At 60.2% G+C, this 15,650-nt stretch carries 12 protein-coding genes; 7 read left to right on the top strand and 5 right to left on the bottom strand.

The genetic code is table 11. The features are described 5' to 3' along the window. The first annotated feature begins 5 nt into the window (after positions 1-5). The 3 genes from BGE01nite_RS24910 to BGE01nite_RS24900 all read left to right on the top strand — a co-directional run bounded on the left by BGE01nite_RS24910 (position 6) and on the right by BGE01nite_RS24900 (position 5,232). Positions 6-1,283 carry a thiolase family protein gene (locus BGE01nite_RS24910; protein ID WP_146854874.1) on the top strand — a complete coding sequence of 426 codons (1,278 nt, stop codon included), beginning with the start codon at positions 6-8 and terminating at the stop codon, positions 1,281-1,283. A gap of 21 nt (positions 1,284-1,304) precedes the next feature. Beyond that, a complete protein-coding gene (locus BGE01nite_RS24905; protein WP_146854872.1) occupies positions 1,305-3,305 on the top strand; it encodes a 3-hydroxyacyl-CoA dehydrogenase NAD-binding domain-containing protein in 2,001 nt (666 codons plus the stop codon). 64 nt (positions 3,306-3,369) lie between these two features. Continuing rightward, positions 3,370-5,232 carry an acyl-CoA dehydrogenase family protein gene (locus BGE01nite_RS24900; protein ID WP_146854870.1) on the top strand — a complete coding sequence of 621 codons (1,863 nt, stop codon included), beginning with the start codon at positions 3,370-3,372 and terminating at the stop codon, positions 5,230-5,232. Here BGE01nite_RS24900 and BGE01nite_RS29145 read toward each other — a convergent pair whose 3' ends face one another. Continuing rightward, the gene (locus tag BGE01nite_RS29145; RefSeq protein ID WP_218033095.1) at positions 5,233-5,373 is read right to left on the bottom strand and encodes a hypothetical protein; all 141 of its coding nucleotides are present in this window, start codon (positions 5,371-5,373) and stop codon (positions 5,233-5,235) included. Between the two features lie 102 nt (positions 5,374-5,475). After that, complete coding sequence (locus BGE01nite_RS24895; protein WP_246145796.1) at positions 5,476-6,087, bottom strand: MOSC domain-containing protein; 612 nt, start codon at positions 6,085-6,087, stop codon at positions 5,476-5,478. 9 nt (positions 6,088-6,096) lie between these two features. Between BGE01nite_RS24895 and BGE01nite_RS24890 the strand changes: the two genes are divergently transcribed. Further along, positions 6,097-7,128, top strand: a complete 1,032-nt coding sequence (locus tag BGE01nite_RS24890) for a Gfo/Idh/MocA family protein (RefSeq protein WP_146854866.1) — start codon at positions 6,097-6,099, stop codon at positions 7,126-7,128. 71 nt (positions 7,129-7,199) lie between these two features. Here the strand turns inward: BGE01nite_RS24890 and rlmN are convergent, their stop codons facing one another. The 3 genes from rlmN to BGE01nite_RS24875 form a co-directional block, all read right to left on the bottom strand. Continuing rightward, positions 7,200-8,336 carry a dual-specificity RNA methyltransferase RlmN gene (rlmN, locus tag BGE01nite_RS24885; protein WP_146854864.1) on the bottom strand — a complete coding sequence of 379 codons (1,137 nt, stop codon included), beginning with the start codon at positions 8,334-8,336 and terminating at the stop codon, positions 7,200-7,202. An 18-nt stretch (positions 8,337-8,354) separates the two neighbouring features. Continuing rightward, the gene (locus BGE01nite_RS24880; RefSeq protein WP_170267042.1) at positions 8,355-8,765 is read right to left on the bottom strand and encodes a hypothetical protein; all 411 of its coding nucleotides are present in this window, start codon (positions 8,763-8,765) and stop codon (positions 8,355-8,357) included. A gap of 69 nt (positions 8,766-8,834) precedes the next feature. After that, positions 8,835-9,764 (bottom strand): LysR family transcriptional regulator, encoded by a 930-nt coding sequence (locus BGE01nite_RS24875; RefSeq protein ID WP_146854860.1) that lies wholly within the window; start codon positions 9,762-9,764, stop codon positions 8,835-8,837. A 220-nt stretch (positions 9,765-9,984) separates the two neighbouring features. Here BGE01nite_RS24875 and BGE01nite_RS24870 point away from each other — a divergent pair, with 220 nt between their 5' ends. The 3 genes from BGE01nite_RS24870 to BGE01nite_RS24860 are packed head-to-tail and all read left to right on the top strand — an operon-like array spanning position 9,985 to position 15,627. Further along, positions 9,985-11,064, top strand: coding sequence for an efflux RND transporter periplasmic adaptor subunit (locus BGE01nite_RS24870; RefSeq protein WP_218033094.1), 1,080 nt, complete (start codon positions 9,985-9,987; stop codon positions 11,062-11,064). Next, positions 11,061-14,243 carry an efflux RND transporter permease subunit gene (locus BGE01nite_RS24865; RefSeq protein WP_146854856.1) on the top strand — a complete coding sequence of 1,061 codons (3,183 nt, stop codon included), beginning with the start codon at positions 11,061-11,063 and terminating at the stop codon, positions 14,241-14,243. Before BGE01nite_RS24870 ends, BGE01nite_RS24865 begins: the two co-directional genes overlap by 4 nt. Continuing rightward, the gene (locus BGE01nite_RS24860) at positions 14,230-15,627 is read left to right on the top strand and encodes an efflux transporter outer membrane subunit (protein WP_146854854.1); all 1,398 of its coding nucleotides are present in this window, start codon (positions 14,230-14,232) and stop codon (positions 15,625-15,627) included. Before BGE01nite_RS24865 ends, BGE01nite_RS24860 begins: the two co-directional genes overlap by 14 nt. The last annotated feature ends 23 nt before the right edge of the window (positions 15,628-15,650 follow it).

Genomic DNA, 15,650 nt, shown 5'->3' with positions numbered 1-15,650 from the left:
CTGCCATGAAACCTCTTTTCATCATCGCTGCTGCGCGCACTCCGTTTGCACGTGCTGGATCTTCACTGGCATCTCTGGATGCTGTGGATCTTGGTAAATCGGCTGTTTCCTCTCTGCTGGTGCGTAGCGGCATCGACCCGCATGTGGTGGACGAGGTGATCTTTGGCTGCGTGGGCCAGCCCGCGAATGCGCAGAACATCGCCCGCGTCATCGGCCTGCGTGCCGGTCTCCCGGAGTCTCGTCCGGCCATGACGGTGCATCGTAACTGCGCGTCGGGTCTCGAGGCTCTCACCACCGCGCATGCCAAGATGTGCGCAGGGCAGGGGGAGGTCTTCGTCGTCGGTGGCACGGAGAGCATGAGCCAGATGCCGCTCTACTTCTCACGCCGCGCGGTGGATAAATTTACCAATCTCGGCAAGGCGAAGGGCTTCTCCGAGAGGTTTGGGGCCATGACGGCCTTCCGCTCCGCCGACTTCTCGCCGGTGATTGGTCTGAAGCTTGGTCTCACAGATCCGGTGGTGGAGATGAACATGGGCGAGACAGCAGAGCTGCTTGCCCGCGAGTTCTGCATCAGCCGCGAGGAGCAGGACGAGTTCGCTTTGAGCAGTCATCGCAAAGCTGCCGCGGCTGCCGCTGCCCTTCAGCGCGAGGTCACGCCTATGTACATAGTCGGCAAGGGCGTGCAGCCCGTGCTGGCGGACAATGGCATCCGCCCGGACTCCAGCATGGAAAAGCTGGGCAAGCTCAAGCCCATGTTTGCCCGTGAGAACGGCACTGTGACTGCCGGCAACTCCAGCCAGATCACCGATGGCGCTGTGTCACTTCTGGTGGCCAGCGAGGAGGCTGTGAACCATCACGGCTGGGAACCCATCGGCAAGATGGTCGAATACACTTACACCGGTTGCGATCCGCGCCGCATGGGCCTTGGCCCGGTGCGCGCCATGGATGCTGTCTTGCATCGCGCCGGACTGACGCTCGACGACATAGATGTCGTCGAGATCAACGAAGCCTTTGCTGCACAAGTGCTGGCGGTGCGGCAATGTTTGAAAAACCCAGCCAGCGCCCGCCGTGCCGGATTGGAGGAGCCTCTTGGCGACCTCCCTGAGGCTAAACTCAACCCGCGCGGCGGGTCCATCGCCCTCGGTCATCCCGTGGGAGCCACGGGAGCCAGGCTCGTCCTCACCGCACTAGACCAGCTTCGCGAAAGCAAGGCCCAGCGTGCGCTCGTCAGCCTGTGCATCGGCGGCGGTCAGGGTGGCGCGGCCATCCTCGAAAGGGTCTGAATCTCAACACATTCGCTCATCATGAAAACTCACCTTCTCGAATCGTTGGTTATCCATCCGGAGTCGGAGCACTCTGATGCTCCGCTGAAGCACTTCCGCCTGGAGGTGGATGCCGACCACTGGGCCTGGATCACTTTCGACATGGCCGGAAGCTCGGCGAATGTCTGGAACACCACCACGCTGCGGGAGTTCAACCACTGCCTGGATCATGTGGTGCATGACAGCAGTGTGAAAGGTCTCTTCATCCGCAGTGCGAAGGACAAGGTGTTCATTGCCGGCGCGGATTTGAAAACTCTGCGCAGCTCGGCCGCTCGCAAGCTGGAGGAACTGATCGACCTCGGTCAGGCTACCTTCAATCGTCTGGCCTCCATGAAGATGCCGAAGATCGCCCTGATCCACGGAGCCTGCGTCGGCGGTGGATTGGAACTCACGCTGGCCTGCGATGCCCGCATTGCCAGCGATAGTGATTACACACGCCTCGGCCTTCCAGAAACGCAGATCGGCCTGATCCCTGCCTGGGGTGGCAGCACACGTCTGCCGAAGCTGCTCGGGCTTCCCAAGGCTCTGGATCTCATCCTGACCGGCAAACTACTGAAGCCTAGTGAGGCCAAGCGGGTCGGCTTGGTGAGTGCTGTGGCTCCTCGTGAGCATCTGGAGACGGTCGCCAAGAAGATGATGAGTGAGGTCGAGCATGAAATGCCGGTCGCACGCTTCCGTGATCGCCTGTTCGCTCCTTTCATTGCCAGCAAGGCCAGGTCGGTCTTGCATCACAAGATGCGCGGCCTCTATGCGGCTCCATTCCGCGCGCTGGAAGTCGTCAGGCGCGCGCCTTTCACCTCGATGGCGAAGGCCATGGAACTCGAGAAGCATGCCATCCTTGATCTGGCGCTGACGCCGGAGACGGAGCGCTTGATCGATTTCTTCTTCCGCAAGGAGGATGCCTCCAAGAAACCCTGGCCGACCGGAGTCGCGCTGACCGTGCACGATGTGACGGTCATTGGCGCCGGTGTCATGGGTTCAGGCATCGCGCACTGGATCGCCACGCGGGGTAACAAGGTCTTGATGCAGGACATCAGCACCGAGTCGCTCGGCAAAGGCATCGAGCGCATCAAAGGTCTGTTGGATGAAGGCCTCAAACGCCGCGCCATCACGAAGCAGAACCTGCGAGACACCATGGACCGTATCATCCCCGAGCATGAGCGCGTGCCGCTGAATCATCAGCAACTGGTCATTGAAGCTGCCACGGAGAGCATGGGCGTGAAGAAGAAGATCTTCGCGGACCTCGCCGCCCGCGCCAGCAACGACACTATCCTGGCCACGAACACCTCGGCCCTCTCGGTGAGAGAACTGGCGGAGACTGTGCCGCATCCGGAACGTGTCATCGGCCTGCATTTCTTCAATCCGGTGCATCGAATGCCGTTGGTCGAGATCATCACCACTCCGCATACCTCGGATGACGTGATCGCCACTATGGTGAGCTTTGTGCAGCGCCTCGGCAAGGTGCCCGTGGTGGTCAGTGACAGCCCCGGCTTCATCGTCAACCGCATCCTGGTGCCCTACCTGATGGAGGCAGTGCATCTGCATGAGAGCGGTGTGCCTGCTGAACTCATTGATGAAGCCATGCTCGACTATGGCATGCCCATGGGACCCATGCGCCTGCTGGACGAGATCGGTCTCGATGTCGCCGCTCATGTGGGCCGCACGCTTGATGAAGCTTTCCCAGGCCGTTTTGCCAAAACGAGTATGATCCATGACATGATCAGCCAGGGCAAGCTGGGCAAGAAGACTGGTGAGGGCTTCTACACCTATCCGGACAAGCATTCGCATCACACCTCGTTCTCGGAAGCTGATCATCATCTGATGGAGCGCGTGCGCGAACGTCTCGGGGGTCTGATTGGCGAGGAGGCCCGTCGCATTTCGGAGGAAGGCATCGCCCGCAGCAACGAGGACATCGAACTCGCCATGACCTTGGGGACTGGGTTCCCGGTCCTCCGTCCGCTGCTGAGTCCGAGCATGCATTAGTCAGTCGGAGTTATTGAACGTTTCGGCCAAAGTTCCTAACCAATCATGCATCAACTAAACTCCCATGAAAACATCCACCACTCCCGATCTCCCGGTCACGATGATCGATACCTCGAAGATGAGCGAGGGCCAGAGGGCGGCTCTCGAAATGGCTGAAGCAGCACGTGATGAACGTAGCAACACCGGCCTCGCCGCCGGAATCTTCTTTGGCGATGCCGACTTCGCCCGCCATGTGCCTTTTCCAAAACAGTCGGATGTGGACAAGGACCAGGGCGATGCCTTCCTCACTCGTCTTCGCGCGGTGCTGGATGCTCATGCGGATCCTGATGCCATCGACCGCACCGGTGAGATCCCAGATGTCCTGCTGAACGAGCTCGCCGCCCTCGGAGCCTTCGGCATCAAGATTCCTATCAAGTATGGTGGCTTGGGGCTTTCGCAAACCAACTATTCTCGCGGCGCCATGCTGCTCGGTGGCGTGTGCGGCAATCTCGCGGCTCTGCTTTCCGCACATCAATCCATCGGCGTGCCACAGCCGCTCATCCTTTTCGGCACGGAGGAGCAGAAGGCCAAGTTCCTGCCACGTGTGGCGAAAGGAGAGATCAGTGCCTTCGCTTTGACGGAAGCCGATGTCGGCAGTGACCCTGCCAAGATGACCACCATGGCGGTGCCTGATGGCCCGGATCACTTCATCATCAATGGTGAGAAGGTCTGGTGCACAAACAGCCTCAAGGCGGGACTCATCGTGGTCATGGCCCGCACTCCCACGAAAGAGAAGCCGCATGCGACCACGGCCTTCATTGTCGAGGCTAAGTCCCCAGGTGTTGAGATCATCTGCCGCTGCCGCTTCATGGGCCTGCGCGCTCTCTACAATGGCGTGGTGCATTTTGAAAACGTCCGCGTGCCCCGTGAGAACATCCTCGGCGGTGAAGGGAAGGGGCTCAAAGTGGCTCTGACCACGCTGAACACGGGCCGCATCACGCTGCCCGCTGCTTGTGTGGGCCTCGCAAAACGTTGCGTGGATATCTCCAAACGCTGGGCAGCTCGTCGTGTGCAGTGGGGCCAGCCCATCGGCAAGCATGCCGCCATCGCGGACAAGCTGGCTCGCATGAGCGCCGATGCTTTCGCCATGGAAGCCACTGTTCGTTATGTCTCGGCCTTGGTGGACAAAGACAAGCATGCCGATGTTCGTCTCGAAGCCGCGATCGCCAAACTCTGGGGCAGCGAGCATGCCTGGCAGATTGTCGATGAAACCATGCAGATCCGTGGTGGACGTGGTTATGAGACCGCTGATTCACTGCGCGCTCGTGGTGAGGAGCCTGAACCGGTGGAGCGCCTCATGCGTGACTGCCGCATCAACACCATCTTTGAAGGCAGCAGTGAGATCATGCGCCTCTTCATCGCTCGTGAAGCCCTTGAGCCGCATCTGAAGATCGGTGCGGAAGTGGTGAACAGCACACTGCCCATGAAGCAACGCGCGAAGGCCGCTCTGCGTGCCGGTTGGAGCTACGCGAAATGGTATCCACGCATGTGGCTGCCTTTTGGCGCTGGCGATGCCGCTGACAAGCTGCATCCCGCTCTGCGTGAGGAGTTGAACACCATCGCTGTGGAAAGCCGCAGGCTTGCCCGCACCTTGTTCCATGAGATGGCCGCGAATGGTCCTTCATTGGAGAAGCGCCAGGTCCTGCTCGGCCACCTTGTGGATATTGGCTCGGAGCTCTTCGTCTGGTCCTGTGCTATTGGTTATGCCGAAACGAAGATCACCGATGCCTCGATGATCTCGACGGAAGTCGACAAGCTCACCCGCATGATGAGCTACTTCGGTAAGCTGACCCGCAGCCGCATCGCCAGCCATTACGCGGCCATGAAGGCCAAGCTGGATCTGGACTCGTATCGCGTGAGCAAGGATGTGCTGGCTGATCAGGCGTAATCACGCGTTCTGAAACAGCCAGGTGGCCAGGATGATGCCGATCAGCAGCAGCGCGAGGCCGATACCGAAGGTCTTGCGCACTCCTGCTCGGCCTCGCCTGGCTTTCGTCAGCGCGATGATGCAGACGATGAGGCCGGGCAAAACTGGAAGCAGAACAAGACCCCAAAATTGAACAAGGATCCAGGGTGATAAGGTGAAAGCGAGCATAAGGTTAGGAGTTGCCCGGCGAGTGCCTGTGACGCTCTAGCTTTCTTTGCTCAGCGCACCGGTGCTCAGCACCTTCGCCCGAAGACCGCCGTTATTTTTCATCGCTGCCTCGGCACCTTCAGCGAAGGCCTGATCCATCCAGTAGCAGGGGGAGCACTCGCACATACCGAGAAAGCGCACCCCCTGCACCTCAAACTCCTGGCCGATCAGCGTGTTCAGATCCACGCCCTTCGTGATGATGTTCCGCCGGAAGATCGATGGCGGCACGCCCATGATCTGAAACTGCTCGCAAAGACGCTCATAGACCTCATGCGCAAAGAAGGTGACCTGGCCCTTGTAGTCCTCTTTCCAACCAAAGAAACGGTCTCCAACCAGCCCTTTCTCTGCCACGCACTCCACCTCATCCACCTCGATCATCGGAGCCTCGCCAGGAGGCTTGCCATGATGACCGAAGTAGTTGTGCTCAGGTGAGATGTAGATGTGGAGGAGCTTCACGGTGAAGAGAACGAGGAGTCCATGATACTCCACGGTTGAATCCCCGCTTGCACATGAAAACGCCTCATTCGTCTGTGAAAGCCGGTTGATGAGGGGCGGAGCCGTGTGGCAGGCAATGAACTCCTGCTTCCGCCCCGCCAGCTTTTGTGCCAAAGGAAGGGCATGAACTCCGACATCACTCCTCTCCGCATCGGCATTGTGGGCGCAGGTGGCATCGTGAAGCAGCGCCACCTCCCCGGACTGCTTGCGCTTCCTGGCATTCAGATCACAGCCGTGGCGAACTCATCCCTCGCTAGTTCCGAGGCCTTCTGCCGCGAATTTGCTCCCGAGGCGCGTCCCATCGCCCGCTGGGAGGATGTGGTGGACAATGACAACGTGGACATCGTCTGGGTGGGCGCGCATCCGTATATGCATCATGATGCCACCTGTTTCGGGCTCGACTGCGGCAAGCATGTCTTCACCCAGGCCCGCATGGCAGCCACGCTGGAGCAGGCAGAGCGGATGTGGGAAGCCTCACAGCGTTACCCCGAGCTCGTCACCGGCATCTGCCCCGCACCGCAGGGCATGAAGAATGGTGAGATGATGAAGATGCTCCTCGAGGAAGGTGCCATCGGCACGCCCTTTCATGCCATGCTGCATAGCTTCGGCAGTGGATGGCTCGATGCATCACAGCCTGCGCATTGGCGGCAGAAGATGGAGATCAGTGGTATCCAGATCCTCACGCTTGGCATCTACATCGAGGTCATCCAGCGCTGGCTCGGCCACATCGTCGAGGTGGAAGCGCGTGGCAATGTCGTCATTCCTCAACGTGGAGATTGCAGTGTCGAAACACCCGACTTTGTGAATGTCATGGCCCGTTTCCGTAGTGGTGTCGAAGCCACCCTCATGTTCAGCGGCGTAGCCTCCCATGGCCCCACGGACAAGCTGTGGATCTTCGGCAGCGCGGGCACGCTCAGTTATGACTTCGTGACCGATGAGATCACACTCGGCAAACCCGGCGCCAAGGCCGAGCTCGTGCCCGTGCCTTCCGAGATGCAGCGTGATTGGACTGTCGAGCGCGACTTCATCCAAGCCATCCGTGATACCTCTGCACCTCGTCCCAAGCCCGACTTCACCGAAGGCGTCTGCTACATGCGTGTCGTCAACGCCGTCTGGGAAGCCATGGAAACCAGCGCTGCTGCGAAGTGTGCTTGAGGCTTTGGTTGGTAGAAAAATGAAGGGTAGAAAGATTTAAATTTTTCTACCCTCGATCTTTCTACCAAAGCTCATGCAGCACCAGCCCCGATGGTAATTCGCTTCTCGGGAATCGGTGACTCGATGATGCCTTCCTCGGTCTCCTGCTTCAGACGAAGCTGTCCGCAAGCAGCGGCGATGTCGTGACCTTTCTCGAGACGTAGTGTAGCTGTCACACCGCCAGCGGCGAGTGTATCGCGGAAAGCAATGCACTGTGCTTCAGAGGGACGAACCCAGGGCAGTCCTTCCACCGTGTTATAAGGGATCAGGTTCACGCGTGCATCGATGGACCGGGCACGCTTGGCCAGCAGGCGGGCCTGCTCCAGCATGTCGTTCACACCTTCGATGAGGATGTATTCCAGGGTGATGCGCTGCTTGTGCTTCGTGCGCCAGTATTGCAGCGCCTCAAAAAGCTCGGCAATGTTGTGCTTTTTGTTCACCGGCATGATCTGACTGCGCACCTCGTCACTCGCGCCATGCAGGGAAATGGCCAAACGGATTTGCAGGGGCACATCCGCCAGCTTCTTGATCTGCGGGGCCAGGCCGCTGGTGCTCACCGTCATGTGCCGCGCACCAATGCCGATGCCCCACTCCGCGTTCAGGATCTCGATGGCCTTCACGAGGTTGGAGAAATTCGCCAGCGGCTCGCCCATGCCCATGAAGACCAGATTGTCCACGCGGTCGGCGGCATAGGCCTCTGCCTGCACGATCTGCTCCACAATCTCTCCAGCGGTCAAGTTGCGCGTAAAGCCGGCGAGACCGCTGGCGCAAAATTTGCAGTCATAGGCGCAGCCGACCTGGCTGGACACACAAAGTGTTAGGCGGTCCGAGCGCTCGCTATAGAGCGCAGGGCTTGCTGGGATGAGCACGGTCTCCACATAGCGGCCGTCATGCAGTTTCAGCAGGATCTTCCGCGTGGTGTCCTCTGACCCAGCCACATTCGAAAGGGTCATGCTGCGCGTCACAAACTTCTCCGCCAAAGCCTGACGCAAAGGTTTGGACAGACTGGACATGGCCTCGATGCCCGTCGCACGTTTCTTGAAGGTCCACTCGACGATCTGCTTCGCGCGGAAGGCTGGCTCGCCGAGGCTGGTCACGACCGCAGCCACCTCCTCAGGCTTGGTGCCGAGGAGGGAAGGCAGGGCTTGTGATGGGGGATTTGTGCTCACAGATGTTGTCTCGATCGATCAATCTGCGTGGAAAGCGCGCACCACCTCTTTCACGCGGGGGATGCCACCCTTGTCCTTGGCCAGGATGACCTTGCGCTCATGATAATACTTCGTGGAACCCTGGGGCAGGGAGAAGAGCCACTCGGTGTCGTTGTCACGACGCTCAAACGGAACGCCGAGCCAGTCAAAGACCTCCTTGCCGGTCATGCCCGGCTTCACGCGAGCAAAGTGGTTGTCCGAATACTTCATCGCGTAGCGCGTGTTCGACTGCAGGAAGTGGCTGGTGGCCTCCACGGCCTCGTTCACGGGATAACCGAAGGCCAGGATGTAATATGCCAGGATCACGGCAGGCATGCCGATGAGCAGCAGGGGGGTGAAGAGATACCAGTTCTTTTTGAGCATGGAGATGGAGGAGAGAGGGACTGGCAAAGTCCTGCAAGTGGGGCTTCCCCGCAAGGGTCAATTGGTGTCGCTTCAGGGCAGGAAAGAGGCCATTTCTCACCTCTCATTCAGGTCCAGCCGATGGATTTCAGCCGGGACTTCGCTTTCCAGGAACTCCAGCAGGCTCTTCACCCGCTGGGGCAGCTGCTCATGAGAGGCATGGGCGAGCTGGAGGTCGATGGGATGCATTTGCCAGTCTGGCAACAGCTCCACCAGCCGACCTGCGGAGATGTCCCGCGCCGCCATCCACTCGGGCAGTGTCGTGAACCCTGCGCCCTCGATCGTGGCTTCCCGCAGAGCCGTGACGGTATCCAGCAGCATCACCGGCGGCAGTTTGAGCCGCACGACCTTCTTGCCCTGCCAGAGCTCCAGGCGGTCACGGGAATAGAAATGCGGCTGCAGGATGCCCAGCCAGGGCAGGTGGTTCAGATCCTGCGGGTGCTGGGGCACCGAATGGTCCTTTAAAAGAGATGGAGCCGCGACGATGCGGCGATGCAGCTCCGCGATTTTCTTCACGGCGACCCGCCGGTCCGAAGGCACGCCGACCGTGATCCCGCAGTCGAAACCTTCCTTCACAAATTTCGTGGCGCGGTTCAGCAGGTGCAGTTCCGTGGTCACATGTGGATGCATGCGCTGAAAGCGGGAAATCACGCGCGAGATGATCCACTGGCCCACATCCACCGTGGAAACGATGCGCAAGTGCCCGCGCAGAGAGCCTCTTTCTGCCCGCAGCCGGCTGCCCATGCGATCAGCCAGAGTCAGCAGTTCCCGCGCATCCGAAAGCAGGATGCGCCCGGCTTCCGTGAGGCTCATCGTGTGCGTATCACGCCGGATCAGCGGCGAGCCAATCTGGGTTTCCAGGGCCGCCAGATGCCGGCTCAGCGTGGGCTGGGACATGCCTAAAATCTTCGCCGCCGCCGAGATCCCGCCGGAGTCGGCGATCTGCACAAACTCGCGGATCTGCTGGAGGTCATTCAGGTTGGTCATTCAAATACTGTATAAGCGATATGTCGTATATGCGCTATTTAAGATGCATCCACGTTCGTAATCGTATCCCATGACACCCCAGTCATTCTCTCTCTCCTCCCCCCATCTTTTATGTCAGCCACTTCTCGTGGGGGCGCTGATCGCCCTCGCTTTGCCGGCATGTAAAAAGGAAGCCTCTACTGCTGGTGGGCCTCCGCAAGCCATTGTTCCTGAGGTGACTGTGGCCAAGCCTGTGGCTCGTCGCCTGACCGATTGGGATGAATACACGGGCCGTTTGACCGCTCGTGACAAGGTCGAAATCCGGGCCCGTGTGTCCGGCTATATCACCAAAGTTCATTTCAAGGAAGGCGCGGAGGTGAAGGCGGGCGACCCGCTTTTTACGATCGATCCGCGTCCCTATGAGGCTGCTGCGCAGCGCGCCGAAGCTGTGCTTGCCCAGGCGAAAACGGAAGCCGATCTCGCCCAGGTGGAGGCGCAAAACGCCACGAAACTCCGTGCCGGGCAGGTGATCTCCTCGGAAGAATCCGAGCGTCGTCTGAAAAGCGCGGCTGGAGAGCTGGCTGCCGTGCGTGCCGCCGAAGCCAATGTCACTGCGGCAAAGCTGGAACTCGAATTCACTGAGATTCGCTCCCCCATCAGCGGTCGTGTGAGTGATGCCCGAGTCACGGAGGGGAACCTTGTCACGGGTGGAGCCGGTATCGCCACCCTGCTAACCAACGTTGTGGCCATCGATCCCATCTACCTCGAGTTTGAAGCCGATGAACGGAACGTGCTGAAGTATCGCGTGATGCACAAGACGGGCGAGCGCAAGAGCGCCCTCTTCGGCACCATCGCGGCGGAGATGTCTCTGATCAATGAAGACGGCTGGCCGCATGTGGGTGAGATCGACTTCGTGGACAACCAGATCAATCCTGCCACCGGCACCATCCGTGCGCGTGGTGTGTTCCCGAATGCCGACCGCCTGATGTCACCCGGCTTCTTTGCGAAGGTGCGCATTCCAGGCAGTGGTGAATATGATGGTCTCCTCATTCGTGACTCTGCCGTCGGCGATGACCAGGGCAGCAGCTACGTGTGGGTGATCGATGCGGAGGACAAGGCCTCCTATCGTCCGGTGAAGCTCGGTCCGCTGGTGGATGGGCTGCGTGTGGTGCGTGAGGGATTGAAGGCGGATGAACGCGTTGTTATTCTCGGTCTCATGAGCGTGCGTAACAGCGCGAAAGTGAAGCCCACCCTGGCAGAGATGACGCCGTCTGCTCCGTCAGCCCCGGCTGCGAATTCCACCCCGGACAAGAAGCCATGAATTTCGCCCGTGTTTTCGTGGACCGCCCGATCTTCGCGGCGGTGCTGAGCATCGTCATCACGATGCTGGGCGCCTTGTCCTACTTCAGTCTGCCGGTGGCGCAGTATCCGGAGGTCATTCCTCCCACGGTGGTGGTTGCGGCCACTTATCCTGGTGCGGATGCGCGCACATTGGCTGAGACCGTCTCCACGCCGCTGGAGCAGGAGATCAATGGTGTGGAGGACATGCTCTATGTGTCATCATCCTCCACCAGTGATGGCAAGGTGCAGATCACCATCACCTTCCGTCTCGGCACGGATCTCGACAAGGCGCAGGTGCTGGTGCAAAACCGCGTGAACGCTGCCGTGGCGCGTCTGCCTGAGGAGGTGCGCCGTCTCGGTGTGGTGGTGAACAAACGCTCGCCTGACCTCACGCTGGCCGCGCAGTTCTTCAGCCCTGATGGTTCGCGTGATGTCTCGTATCTCAGCAACTATGTGACGCTGCAGATTCAGAACGAGCTCGCCCGTCTGCCTGGTGTTGCCGAGGCTTCCGCTCTCGGTGGTCTGGACTACTCCATGCGCGTGTGGCTTGATCCTGAAAAAGCCGCCGGACTCGGCCTTACAGCCGGAGATGTCGTTCGGGCGATCCGCGAGCAAAACGTGCAGGTCGCTGCCGGTGCTCTCGGCCAGCCACCCGCTGCGGAGGGGCTGCAGTTCCAGTATACCCTCACGGCTCCCGGCCGTCTGAAAAAGGCTGAGGAGTTTGGTGACATCGTGCTCAAGACTGGCGCGCAGGGAGATGTCGTGCGTCTGCGTGATGTCGCACGCATCGAGCTCGGCTCGCGTGACTACTCCAGCAAGACTTACATGGACGGCTACAACGCGGTGTCCCTCCGTGTGTTCCAGCTTCCGGGCACCAATGCCATTCATACGGCGGATGCCGTTTATGCACGGCTCGCGGAGTTGAAGCTGCGCTTCCCGCCAGGGATCGACTACGCGATCAACTACGACACCACGCAGTTCGTTCGCGCTTCGATCGAGTCGGTGCTGCACACACTCGTTGAGGCGGTGCTGCTGGTCGTGTTTGTGGTCGTGCTTTTCCTGCAGTCCTGGCGCGCGTCCGTCATTCCGCTGCTTGCCGTGCCGGTGTCATTGATCGGCACCCTGGCGGTCATGCAGGTCTTCGGCTTCTCGCTGAACAACCTGAGCCTCTTCGGCCTCGTGCTCGCCATCGGAATTGTTGTCGATGACGCCATCGTGGTGGTGGAGAACGTCGAGCGAAACATCGCCAAGGGGCTGGCTCCGCGTGAGGCGGCCATCCAGGCCATGAAGGAGGTGAGCGGCGCGGTCATCGCCGTGGCGCTTGTGCTCTGCGCGGTGTTCGTTCCCACTGCTTTCATCAGCGGCATCACCGGGCAATTTTACAGGCAGTTCGCGCTCACCATCGCTGTTTCCACCGTCATCTCGGCCTTCAACTCGCTCACGCTCAGCCCGGCCTTGTGTGCTCTTTTGCTGCAGCCTCATGGGGCAAAGGCGGATCTGCTCACGAAGAGCATTAACCTGCTCTTTGGCTGGTTCTTCCGTATCTTTAACAAAGTCTTCCAGTTCGGTTCCAATCTCTATGCGGGCCTGGTGCGCCGGCTGATCCGCCTCGCGGTGATCGTGGTCATCGGTTACGTGGGACTGCTCTTCCTCACGCAGAAGGTCTTCAATACGGTGCCTGGTGGTTACATCCCATCCCAGGACATGGGTTACTGCATCGTGCTTGTGCAGCTTCCGGATGCTTCCGCCTTTGCGCGCACGGATGCGGTCGTTCAGAAGATGGAGGCCATGGCGCTGAAGATCCCCGGCATTGCCCACACCTTCGCGATCTCCGGCTACTCCTCCGTGTTGCAGGCCAACCAGCCGAACGTCGGCGCGGCCTTCCTTGTGTTTGATCCCTTCGACAAGCGCACCACACCTGAACTGAAAGGTGATCGTTTGCTGGCGACCATCCGGCAGAAGTTTGCCTCCATCCAGGATGGGCGCGTGCTGGTGCTGCCACCACCGCCGCTGCGTGGTCTGGGGAATGCCGGTGGTTTCAAAATCCAGGTGCAGGACCTCAACAACGCAGGTCTGGAGGCGCTGGAAGGTGCCACGCAGAAGCTCCTCGCCGCTGCGCAAAATGAGCCTGGGCTGAACTCGCTCGTCACGGGTTTCCGCGCCCGCACACCGCAGTTCAAGCTGGAGATCAATCGTGCCCAGGCCAAGACCATGGGGGTGTCCCTGGCAGATCTGAATGAGGCGCTGCAGGTGTATCTCGGCTCCGTGTATGTGAACGACTTCAACTTGTTCGGCCGCACCTATCAGGTCACCGCGCAGGCAGATCCGCTGTTCCGCAAAGACCCCACCGATGTGGCCCGCATCAAGATCCGCAATCACAGTGGCGAGATGGTGCCTCTGGGCGCTCTGGTGAAGGTCGTGAAGACGGGTGGTGCCGACCGTGTGCAGCGGTATAACCTCTATTACTCCGCCGACATCAATGGCAATACCGCCCCAGGTGTCAGCTCCAGTCAGATGATCGAGAAGATCGAGCGTCTCGCCAAGGATCATCTGCCGAGCGGCTTCGCCATCGAGTGGACGGACCTGACCTACCAGCAGATCCTGGCAGGGAACACGCTGATCTACATCTTCCCGCTGTGCGTGGTCTTCGTCTTCCTGGTGCTCTCCGCCCAGTATGAAAGCTGGAGCATGCCCATGGCCATCATCCTGATCGTGCCCATGTGTCTCCTCTCCGCCATCGGCGGTGTGTGGCTGCGCGGGCTGGATAACAACATCTTCACTCAGATCGGTCTGGTGGTGCTGGTGGGTCTCGCGGCGAAGAACGCCATCCTCATTGTCGAGTTCGCCAAGCAGCTCCAGGATGAGGGCATGGATCGTGCACAGGCCGCTGTCGAGGCTTGCCGCCTGCGTCTGCGCCCGATCTTGATGACCAGCTTTGCCTTCATCCTCGGCGTGCTGCCACTGGTGCTGGCCACCGGTGCGGGCGCTGAAATGCGTCAGGCGCTTGGCACGGCGGTGTTCTTCGGCATGATTGGTGTCACCATCTTTGGTTTGCTCTTTACTCCTGTGTTCTACGTCATCCTGCGCGCCCTTGTGGAACGCCGTGAACGTCGTCTCGCCTCTGCTTCCACCACTCCCGCTCCCCATGCAGCTCACTAAACCTTTCCTGCTCATCCTGTGCGCAGCTTCCGCCACCAGTTGCACGGTCGGGCCGAAATTCAAAAAACCTCAGCCCGACATGCCGGCCGACTTCGCCTCGCGCGCCGGTGCGGCCAGAGGTGATGCCGTGGATGCCGCCTGGTGGCGCAAGCTGAATGACAGCACGCTGAATGATCTGATCGCGCAGGCGAGTGCGCAGAATAAGGACATCGCGGCAGCACAGTCGCGTCTGTTCGAAGCCCGCGCGCTGTGGCGTGAAGCGGTCTTCAACTACGCGCCCACTGTCACGGTCGGGAACACTTACTCGCAGACCCGCAACGGTCTCACCACGCCGGCGGGGCGTCAGGCGCGTAACAATGAGTTGTATCGAGTCGGCTTTGATGCGGACTGGGAGATCGACATCTTTGGACGTGTCCGCAGTTCCGTGAGGGCTGCCAAAGCCACCTCGGCGGCGGTCGAGGCTGATTTAAATGACCTGCTCATCACGTTGCAGTCTGAAGTAGCGCTGAACTACCTCGAGCTTCGTGGCGCGCAGGCGCAGCTCGCGGTCGCTCGTGAGAACGCCACCAACCAGGCTGAGGCCATGCGCATCGCGGAAGTCTCGCTCAAGGGGGGCAAAGGCACGCAGCTCGATGTGGCTCGTGCGAATTCCCTCTGGAACTCCACGCAGGCGCAGATCCCGACGTATGAGGAGAACGTTGCGAGGTCCATTCATCGCATCGCGGTCCTGTGTGGACGTCAGCCGTCTGATCTGCGTCCCCAGCTCGGTGTGAGCAAGAGACAGCCTTCGGTGCCTTCACGCATCAACATCGTCTCACCTGCGGATCTGCTCCGCCGTCGTCCGGACATCCGCGCGGCGGAGAATGCACTCGCGGCTGAAACTCATCGTGTCGGCATCGCTGTCGCGGATCTCTTTCCACGTGTGACCTTCAATGGCCGCATCAACCTGGAGGGCCAGACCATCGCCAGCCTCGGCCAGAGCGGTGCGGATGCCTTCACCTTCGGTCCGCGCATCACTTGGGCCTTCCTGAATCTCGGTCGCGTGCGCCAGCAGATCAAAGCCGCCGGTCATCGTGCCGATGCCGCGCTTTCGCGTTACGAGCAGACGGTGTTGCTGGCTCTCGAAGAGACGGAGAATGCGCTCACGTCCTATGATCGCGAGCGTGTTCGCCTTCGTCACCTTGAGGCCTCTGCCTCCAGTGCCCGCGAAGCCGCCACGCTGGCCCGCCAGCGTTATCAAGACGGCATCGCCGACTTCCTCGCCGTGCTCGATGCCGAGCGCGTGGCCATCAATGTGCAGAACGATGTCGTCCTCAGTCGCGCGCGTGCCGCCGCGGCCTGGGTCCGCATTTACAAGGCGATGGGCGGTGGCTGGGAAGGGTGATTGCTTGACGTCGAAGTCGCGAA

The sequence above is a fragment of the Prosthecobacter gellanilyticus genome (assembly GCF_007992435.1).
GTDB classification, from domain to species: domain Bacteria; phylum Verrucomicrobiota; class Verrucomicrobiia; order Verrucomicrobiales; family Verrucomicrobiaceae; genus Prosthecobacter; species Prosthecobacter gellanilyticus.
This window is presented reverse-complemented; position numbering and strand designations above follow the sequence as displayed.